Origin of the sequence: Streptomyces sp. SP18CS02 (assembly GCF_036322365.1) — a bacterium.
GTDB lineage: Bacteria > Actinomycetota > Actinomycetes > Streptomycetales > Streptomycetaceae > Streptomyces.
The window spans coordinates 108,522-115,586 of the sequence record NZ_JAQYXC010000277.1 but is presented as its reverse complement, the minus strand read 5'-3'; the positions used below and the strand labels follow the sequence as shown (position 1 = coordinate 115,586).

General features: G+C 74.6%; 8 protein-coding genes. 4 read left to right on the top strand and 4 right to left on the bottom strand.

Annotation, left to right across the window (positions count from 1 at the left end):
- Positions 1-255, bottom strand: a 255-nt coding sequence (locus tag PUR26_RS14225; RefSeq protein ID WP_329872669.1) for an LLM class flavin-dependent oxidoreductase, incomplete at its 3' end; no start/stop codon positions are given.
- A gap of 187 nt (positions 256-442) precedes the next feature.
- Here PUR26_RS14225 and cbiE point away from each other — a divergent pair.
- Positions 443-1,726 carry a precorrin-6y C5,15-methyltransferase (decarboxylating) subunit CbiE gene (gene cbiE / locus PUR26_RS14220; RefSeq protein WP_329872667.1) on the top strand — a complete coding sequence of 428 codons (1,284 nt, stop codon included), beginning with the start codon at positions 443-445 and terminating at the stop codon, positions 1,724-1,726.
- A complete protein-coding gene (gene cobM, locus PUR26_RS14215) occupies positions 1,723-2,472 on the top strand; it encodes a precorrin-4 C(11)-methyltransferase (RefSeq protein WP_329872666.1) in 750 nt (249 codons plus the stop codon). Before cbiE ends, cobM begins: the two co-directional genes overlap by 4 nt.
- A 42-nt stretch (positions 2,473-2,514) precedes the next feature.
- Here cobM and PUR26_RS14210 read toward each other — a convergent pair whose 3' ends face one another.
- Positions 2,515-3,645: a cobalt-precorrin-5B (C(1))-methyltransferase gene (locus tag PUR26_RS14210; RefSeq protein ID WP_329872664.1), complete on the bottom strand. Its 1,131-nt coding sequence runs from the start codon at positions 3,643-3,645 to the stop codon at positions 2,515-2,517.
- Positions 3,646-3,657: 12 nt separating this feature from the next.
- On the opposite strand from PUR26_RS14210, the gene PUR26_RS14205 reads away from it, so the two are divergent.
- Positions 3,658-4,395: a cobalt-precorrin-6A reductase gene (locus PUR26_RS14205; RefSeq protein WP_329872662.1), complete on the top strand. Its 738-nt coding sequence runs from the start codon at positions 3,658-3,660 to the stop codon at positions 4,393-4,395.
- Positions 4,396-4,410: 15 nt separating this feature from the next.
- Here the strand turns inward: PUR26_RS14205 and PUR26_RS14200 are convergent, their stop codons facing one another.
- Entirely contained in the window at positions 4,411-5,166 is a 756-nt protein-coding gene (locus tag PUR26_RS14200) for a GntR family transcriptional regulator (RefSeq protein WP_329872661.1), read from the bottom strand.
- A gap of 157 nt (positions 5,167-5,323) precedes the next feature.
- On the opposite strand from PUR26_RS14200, the gene PUR26_RS14195 reads away from it, so the two are divergent.
- Entirely contained in the window at positions 5,324-5,755 is a 432-nt protein-coding gene (locus tag PUR26_RS14195) for an ATP-binding protein (RefSeq protein ID WP_329872658.1), read from the top strand.
- A 49-nt stretch (positions 5,756-5,804) separates the two neighbouring features.
- Here PUR26_RS14195 and PUR26_RS14190 read toward each other — a convergent pair whose 3' ends face one another.
- On the bottom strand, positions 5,805-6,971 hold the full coding sequence (locus PUR26_RS14190; protein WP_329872656.1) for a hypothetical protein: 1,167 nt from the start codon (positions 6,969-6,971) through the stop codon (positions 5,805-5,807).
- Positions 6,972-7,065 lie beyond the last annotated feature (94 nt).

Genomic DNA, 7,065 nt, shown 5'->3' with positions numbered 1-7,065 from the left:
GGTGGTGATCAGCGTCGTGGACGTCGACAGGATCAGGTTCTGCGTGCGGGCCGCGATGTGGCCGAGCATGGTGGTCGGCGACGACGGCACGAACGGCGGGTTGTGGTGCTCACCGGTCGCGAAGACGTCCAGGCCGACCTCTTCCGCCTTGAGCGCGATGGCCACCATGGCCTTGATCCGCTCGTGCTCGCCGGGGGTACGGCCGTTGGTCGGGTCGGTCGTCACATCGCCGACGGTGAAGATGCCGAACTGCATCGCGCTCACCTCTCGCAGTCGTCTGAGTGGGTGGAAGTAGTTGAATCTTAAACTGTCTGCTGGAACGATGTACAGCCCCGGCCTATTCCGCCGGCCGGCACCCTCTGCGGCCCACGGTCCCCGGGCGGGTGCCGGGCGGCCACCCGCCCCCGGGGCGGCCCGGGCACGGCGGGTAGGGTTCCAGCCCGTGAGCAGCCCCGTGATCCCCCAGCCCGTCACCGTCGTCGGTATCGGTGCGGACGGCTGGGCCGGACTGCCCGATACCTCCCGCGACGCCCTGCGCGCGGCCCACGCCGTCATCGGCGGCGAGCGGCAGCTGCGCCTGCTGCCCGCCGAGTGCGGCGCCGAGCGCGTCCCGTGGCCCTCGCCGCTGCGCCCCGCCGTCCCGAAGCTGCTGGCCGAGCACGCGGGCCGCCGCCTCGCGGTACTGGCCAGCGGAGACCCCATGTTCTACGGGATCGGGCGCGCCCTCGCCGAGACCGTCGGGCCCGAGCGGCTGCGTGTCCTGCCGCACCCCTCCTCCGTCTCGTACGCCTGTGCGCGGCTCGGCTGGCCGCAGGAGGACACCGAGGTGGTCACCCTCGTGGGCCGGCCGCTCGCCTCCCTGGCCGCCGCGCTGCACCACGGGCGGCGGCTGCTGGTGCTCAGCGCGGTCGCGGGGACGCCCCGCGACGTGGCGCTCCTGCTGTCGGGAAGGGGCTTCGGCCGGAGCCGTCTCCAGGTGCTCGAACAGCTCGGCTCGGACCGTGAACGCCGTCTCGACGGCACCGCGGAGGACTGGCCCCACGCCCCCGGCGACCCGCTGAACGTGATCGCCGTCGACTGCGTCCGCGATCCGGCCGCCCCGCGCCTGGGCGCGGTCCCCGGCCTGCCCGACGCCGCCTACGAGCACGACGGCCAGCTCACCAAACGGCATGTGCGGGCCGCGACGCTCGCCGTCCTGGCGCCCGCCCCCGGTGAGCTGCTGTGGGACATCGGCGGTGGTTCCGGCTCGATCGGCATCGAATGGATGCGGACGCACCGCTCGTGCCGTGCGATCGCCGTCGAGCGCGACACGGCCCGGGCGGAACGCATCGCCCGCAACGCCGCCTCCCTCGGCGTGCCGGCCCTGCGGGTGGTCACCGCCGCCGCACCCGCCGGCCTCGCGGAGCTGGAGACCCCCGACGCGGTGTTCATCGGCGGCGGGCTGACCGCCCCCGGCCTGCTGGACGCCTGCTGGGACGCGCTGCCCCCGGGCGGCCGGCTGGTCGCCAACACCGTGACGCTGGAATCCGAGGCGCTGCTCGCCGACCGGTACCGGCGGTACGGCGGCGAACTCGTGCGGCTCGCGGTCGCGCACGCCGTCCCGGTGGGCGGGTTCACCGGCTGGCGCCAGGCCATGCCGGTCACGCAGTGGTCCGTCACCAAGGCCCACGGGGACCCCCAGGCGTCCCCGGCCCCCGCAGTCCCCGAAGCAGGAGAGCGAGCATGACCGTCTACTTCATCGGCGCGGGCCCCGGCGCCGCCGACCTGATCACCGTGCGCGGCGCGCGCACCCTCGCCTCCTGCCGGGTGTGCCTGTACGCGGGGTCCCTCGTGCCGCGCGAGCTGCTGGCCGAGTGCCCGCCGGACGCCCGGCTCGTCGACACCGCCCGGCTCGACCTGGACGCCATCACGGCGGAGCTCGTCCGCGCCCACGAGGAGGGCCACGACGTCGCCCGGCTCCACTCGGGCGACCCGTCCGTCTTCAGCGCGGTGGCGGAGCAGATGCGCCGGCTGGACGCGGCGGGAATCCCGTACGAGGTCGTCCCCGGCGTCCCCGCCTTCGCCGCCGCCGCGGCGGCGCTGAAGCGGGAGCTCACGGTGCCGACCGTCGGCCAGACGGTCATCCTGACCCGGATCGCCGAACAGGCCACCCCCATGCCCGAGGGGGAGGACCTGGCGACCCTGGGCCGCAGCGGCGCGCTGCTGGTCCTCCACCTGGCCGCCCGGTACGTCGACCGGGTCGTCGCGGAGCTGACCCCGCACTACGGTGCCGACTGCCCGGCCGCGGTCGTCGCGATGGCCAGCCGCCCGGACGAGCAGGTCCTGCGCGGCACCCTCGCGGACATCGCCGGGGCCACCAAGGCGGCGGGCATCACCCGCACGGCCGTGATCCTGGTCGGCCGCACGCTGGCCGCGACCCAGTTCCGGGACAGCCACCTCTACTCGGCCGAACGCGACCGCCACGTCTGCTGAGGCGCCCGGGCCGCCCGCGGCCGTGCCTCCGGTCAGGCCGTCCTACCCGGCGGCCGGACCGGCGACCGCGCTGCGGCCCACCACCGTGCCGGCCCGGTCGATGCACACCACGTCGACCGCCACGGGCGCGCCCCGCAGCACCTCCAGGGAGCGGTCACGGGCCCTCCCGGCCACCAGGTCGCCCAGGGGCACGTTCCGGGCCGCGCACAACTGGAGCGCGGCGAGCCCGGTGTTCGCCCCGGCGACCTGGGCGACCAGCTCCTCGTCGGCGCCGCCCGCACGGGCCAGCCCGGCCAGGAAGCCCTTGTCGACCTGGGAACGGGCGGAGTGCAGGTCGAGGTGGCCCGCCGCCAGCTTGGACAGCTTGGCGAAGCCCCCGCAGATCGTGAGCCGCTCGACCGGATGCCGGCTCACGTACTTGAGCACCGCGCCCGCGAAGTCGCCCATGTCGAGCAGGGCGTCCTCGGGCAGGTCGTACAGGGCCGTCACGGTCCGCTCCGACGTCGATCCCGTGCACCCGGCGACGTGCGTGCGCCCGGCCGCCCGTGCCACGTCCACCCCGCGCCGGATCGAATCGATCCAGGCGGAGCACGAGTAGGGCACGACGATCCCGGTGGTGCCGAGGATGGACAGCCCGCCCAGGATGCCCAGCCGGGGGTTCCAGGTCGAGCGGGCGATCTCCTCGCCGTGGTCCACCGAGACGGTGATCTCCACGTCACCGCCGCCGCCGTGCGCGGCCGCGACCCCGGCGACGTGGTCGCCCATCATCCGGCGCGGTACGGGGTTGATCGCCGGCTCGCCCACATCGAGCGGCAGCCCGGGCCGGGTGACGGTCCCCACGCCCGGCCCGGCCCGGAAGACCACCCCGGAGCCGGCCGGCAGGAGGCGCACGGACGCCCGGACGAGGGCGCCGTGCGTCACGTCCGGATCGTCGCCCGCGTCCTTGACGATGCCCGCCATGGCGTACGTGTCCGTCAGCTCCTCGGCGGCCAGCGCGAACGCGGGCGTCTGCCCCTTCGGCAGCGTGATGGTCACCGGATCGGGGAACTCGCCGGTCAGCAGGGCCGTGTACGCGGCGGTCGTCGCCGCCGTCGCACAGGCCCCGGTGGTCCAGCCCGGCCTCAGACCGGTGTGCTTGAGTTGGGCGCTGCGCCCGCCAGTCGCCTCGCTCATGATGGGACCCCCATGCACGTACTGATCCTCGGCGGAACGACCGAGGCCCGCCTGGTCGCCGGGGCGCTGCACGCCGCCGGGACCCGCGTCACCACCTCGCTCGCGGGCCGGGTGGCCGCACCGAGGCTGCCTCCGGGCGAGGTCCGCGTCGGAGGGTTCGGCGGAGCCGAGGGCCTGGCCCGCTGGCTGCGCGAGCACCAGGTGGACGCGGTCATCGACGCCACCCATCCTTTCGCCGGGACGATCAGTTTCAACGCGGCCCGGGCCGCCGCCGGGACCCATGTTCCCCTGCTCGCGCTCCGGCGGCCCGGGTGGGCCCCGGTCGACGGGGACGACTGGCACCCGGTCGACTCGCTCGACGCGGCGGCGCGGGCCCTCCCGGCGCTCGGCCACAGGGTGTTCCTGACGACCGGCCGGATGGGCCTGGCGGCCTTCGCGCACCTGTCGGACACCTGGTTCCTGATGCGTTCGGTGGACGCCCCAGAACCGCCCTTCCCGCCCGCCATGGACGTCCTGCTGGACCGGGGCCCCTTCACCCTGGACGGCGAACGGGAGCTGCTGCGCCGCCACCGCGTCGACGTGCTGGTGACCAAGGACAGCGGAGGCGCGGCGACGGCCCCGAAGCTCACGGCGGCCCGGGAGGCGCGCCTCCCGGTCGTCGTCGTGCGCCGCCCCCCGGCCCCCGACGGCATCGAGGTGGCGCGGGCCCCCGAGGAGGCGGTGGCATGGGTCCTGAAGCGGGCGCAGTGACGCGCCGACGGCCGCTCAGGCGTCGAAGTCGTACTCCAGTACGTAGGAACCGGAGTCGAGGGTCATCTCATCGACCTCGACGATCCGGCCGTCGCGGGTGCGGGCCGTCCGGCAGACGAGGATCACGGGAACCCCTGCGGCCAGCGCCAGCCGCTCCGCCTCCTCGGCGGTCGGCATCCGGCTGCGGATCTCCTCCCGGAAGCGCGTCGGCTCGTGCCCGAGCTCGGCGAGGCGGGCGTAGATCCCGCCGGGGCCGGTGTCCTCCCGGGTGATCGCGGAACCCGCCACGAGATCGGCGGGCAGGGAGGACGTCGCGAGGAGCACCGGCTTCCCCTCCAGCACGAAACGCCGCCGCCGTACACATACGAGCGCCCGGGCCGGAAGTCCGAGCGCCGCCGCGATCCGGTCCTCGGCCTCCTCCTCGGTGACCTCGATCTGGTCCACGGCGAGCGGCCGGTCCTCGATGTCGACGTTCCAGACGGACCTGCCCGTCCCCCACTGCTCCCGGGCGAGCCGGGGGACGCCCCGCCTGCGCAGGGGCCTGAAGGAGCGCACGTAGACGCCGGCGCCCTTGCGCGCTTCGGCGAGCCCCTCGCTTTGCAGCACGCCCAACGCCTGACGGGCGGTCATCCGGGCCACCCCGTGGGCGGCCATGAGGTCGTTCTCACCCGGCAGCCGGTCCCCGGGCCCGTACTCACCAGCTCGCACGGCCTGCTTCAACTCATCGGCGATCCGCTGGTACTTGGGCCGCCGGTCATCGCCCTGCGCCATGGAACCGATCACCTCCTTCCTCTGCGGACACCCTAAGGGAGCGTCCGCCGACACGATCGGCTGACATCTCTAGAGATGTATGGACAGGGGTGCTCGGGTCCCGCTTCACTTCCTTCATCTCTAGAGATCTCTGCTGGGAACTTCTATGGAGGACGCCATGCTTCCCACGCGCGGCCGGGAACCGGCGGTGATCCGGCGCTGGAGCAGCGGCCACCGATCGGTCGGGCGGGCTCGGGCCGAGTTGCGGAACGCACTGAGCGGCTGGGAACTGAGCCGCATCGAGGACGATGCTCTGCTGGTCCTCTCGGAGCTGCTCACCAACGCCCTGCGCCATGCGTGCGTACCGGGCCGGGAGATCGAGACCCGCTTCGCTCCCGTCCCGGGCGGTCTCCGGATCGAGGTTCACGACGCCTCGGAGACCCGGCCGTCGATGGCGGTGCCGGGCGAGGACGCGACCGGCGGCCGGGGACTCCTTCTGGTGGACATACTGGCTCGGCGCTGGGGCGTCGCCGACGGGGACGGGCCGGGCAAGCTCGTGTGGGCGGAGCTGTCGACGCGGGAGAGGCAGCTCGACGGCGAGGAGCCCTGAGACGGACGCTCGCCGTCCCGCCCGTCCCCGGACGCCGGTGCCCGGACCGTCAGCGGGCCCAGCCGCCCCGCTCGACGAGGGCCGTCCAGATGTCCGGCCGGGCCACCTCGGACTTGAACCTGTCGCTGTAGGGGCGGATCGCCCGGTACGCCTCGACGAGGCGGCGGGCGGTGTCCGCCACGGTCGCCGCGAACGCGCCGCGGATCAGCTGGTCCCACTCGGGCGCGCCCCGGCCGTCGGCGTGCAGTTCACGCAGGGGCAGGCTGCGGCCGGCGGCCCAGGCGACCAGGTCGGGGGCGTAACGGATCAGGTGGGCGTGGCCCTTGACGGACGAGGTGTCGAGCTTCCGCGTCACCTGACGGGCCACGTCGTACGCCTCCACCGCGCGCTGGACGCTCCAGGCGTGGACCGTGCCGTTCATCAGGCTCCGGTACTCCGGGCCCTCGATGTCGCTCCACACCGCGTGCAGGCCCGATTCCGTGCTCACCCGGTGCGCGAGGTCCGGCAGCCGGTCCGTGGAGAAGCAGGCCAGTGCCCGGAAGACGTCCGCCACGCCGTGCGCGCAGGGGTGGGGCCCCGCGACGACGCCCCGGCGCGGGTCGAAATAGCCGCCTTCGCGCTCGTACTCCGCGCGGACCCGCCCCAGTTCGGGGCAGCGGGAGAGGTTGTCCCGGGCCGAGGGGGCGTTGGCGTACCGATGCGTCTCGTACGACAGGAGGCGCGCCCGGTCCCGCTCCGCGCCGGTGACGACCTCGATGCGCACCCGGGCCAGGCCGAGGTGGGCGGGGCCCAGCTCCCGCAGGGCGTGGGCCATGACGACCAGCCGCTGGAAGCCGTCGAGGCATTCGGCGCCGTGCAGCTCCAGCGTCGGCTGCCAGTCGCCCGGCGCGCAGCGCAGATTGACGTGGTCGGCGCCCAGGACGATCGGCTCGCCGGCCGCTCCGAAGTCCTCGGGGCGCCGGCGCAGCAGGTCGGCCAGCCGCTGGTTCTCCGGGCTGTCGGGCAGGTAGCCGCGCCTGCTCCGCAGGGTCACCGCCGCGTCCGGGCGCTCGGCCAGACGGGCCAGTTGCTCCGCGGAGACCCAGGCGAAGTGGCGCGAGCGGTGCGAGATCACGTCCTGTCTGCCGACGGTCAGCCCGATCGTGCCCGTGGGCGGAGCCCAGCCGCCGGACGCGTGGGGCAGCCGCCTGCCCAGGACGTGGGAACGTGCATTCATGATCCCTTTAACGCCGCGCGATGCCCGGGGTATCGACCCGGAGGCCGGGAAAAGGAGCCGGTCGGGCCGGGCACGCCCGGCCCGACCGGCGCCG

Excerpts from the sequence above, each read along its gene's own strand:
- PUR26_RS14190 (WP_329872656.1), bottom strand. The coding sequence starts at position 6,971 with ATGAATGCACGTTCCCACGTCCTGGGCAGGCGGCTGCCCCACGCGTCC.
- PUR26_RS14205 (WP_329872662.1), top strand. The coding sequence starts at position 3,658 with ATGCACGTACTGATCCTCGGCGGAACGACCGAGGCCCGCCTGGTCGCC.
- PUR26_RS14200 (WP_329872661.1), bottom strand. The coding sequence starts at position 5,166 with ATGGCGCAGGGCGATGACCGGCGGCCCAAGTACCAGCGGATCGCCGAT.
- PUR26_RS14195 (WP_329872658.1), top strand. The coding sequence starts at position 5,324 with ATGCTTCCCACGCGCGGCCGGGAACCGGCGGTGATCCGGCGCTGGAGC.
- PUR26_RS14210 (WP_329872664.1), bottom strand. The coding sequence starts at position 3,645 with ATGAGCGAGGCGACTGGCGGGCGCAGCGCCCAACTCAAGCACACCGGT.
- cobM (WP_329872666.1), top strand. The coding sequence starts at position 1,723 with ATGACCGTCTACTTCATCGGCGCGGGCCCCGGCGCCGCCGACCTGATC.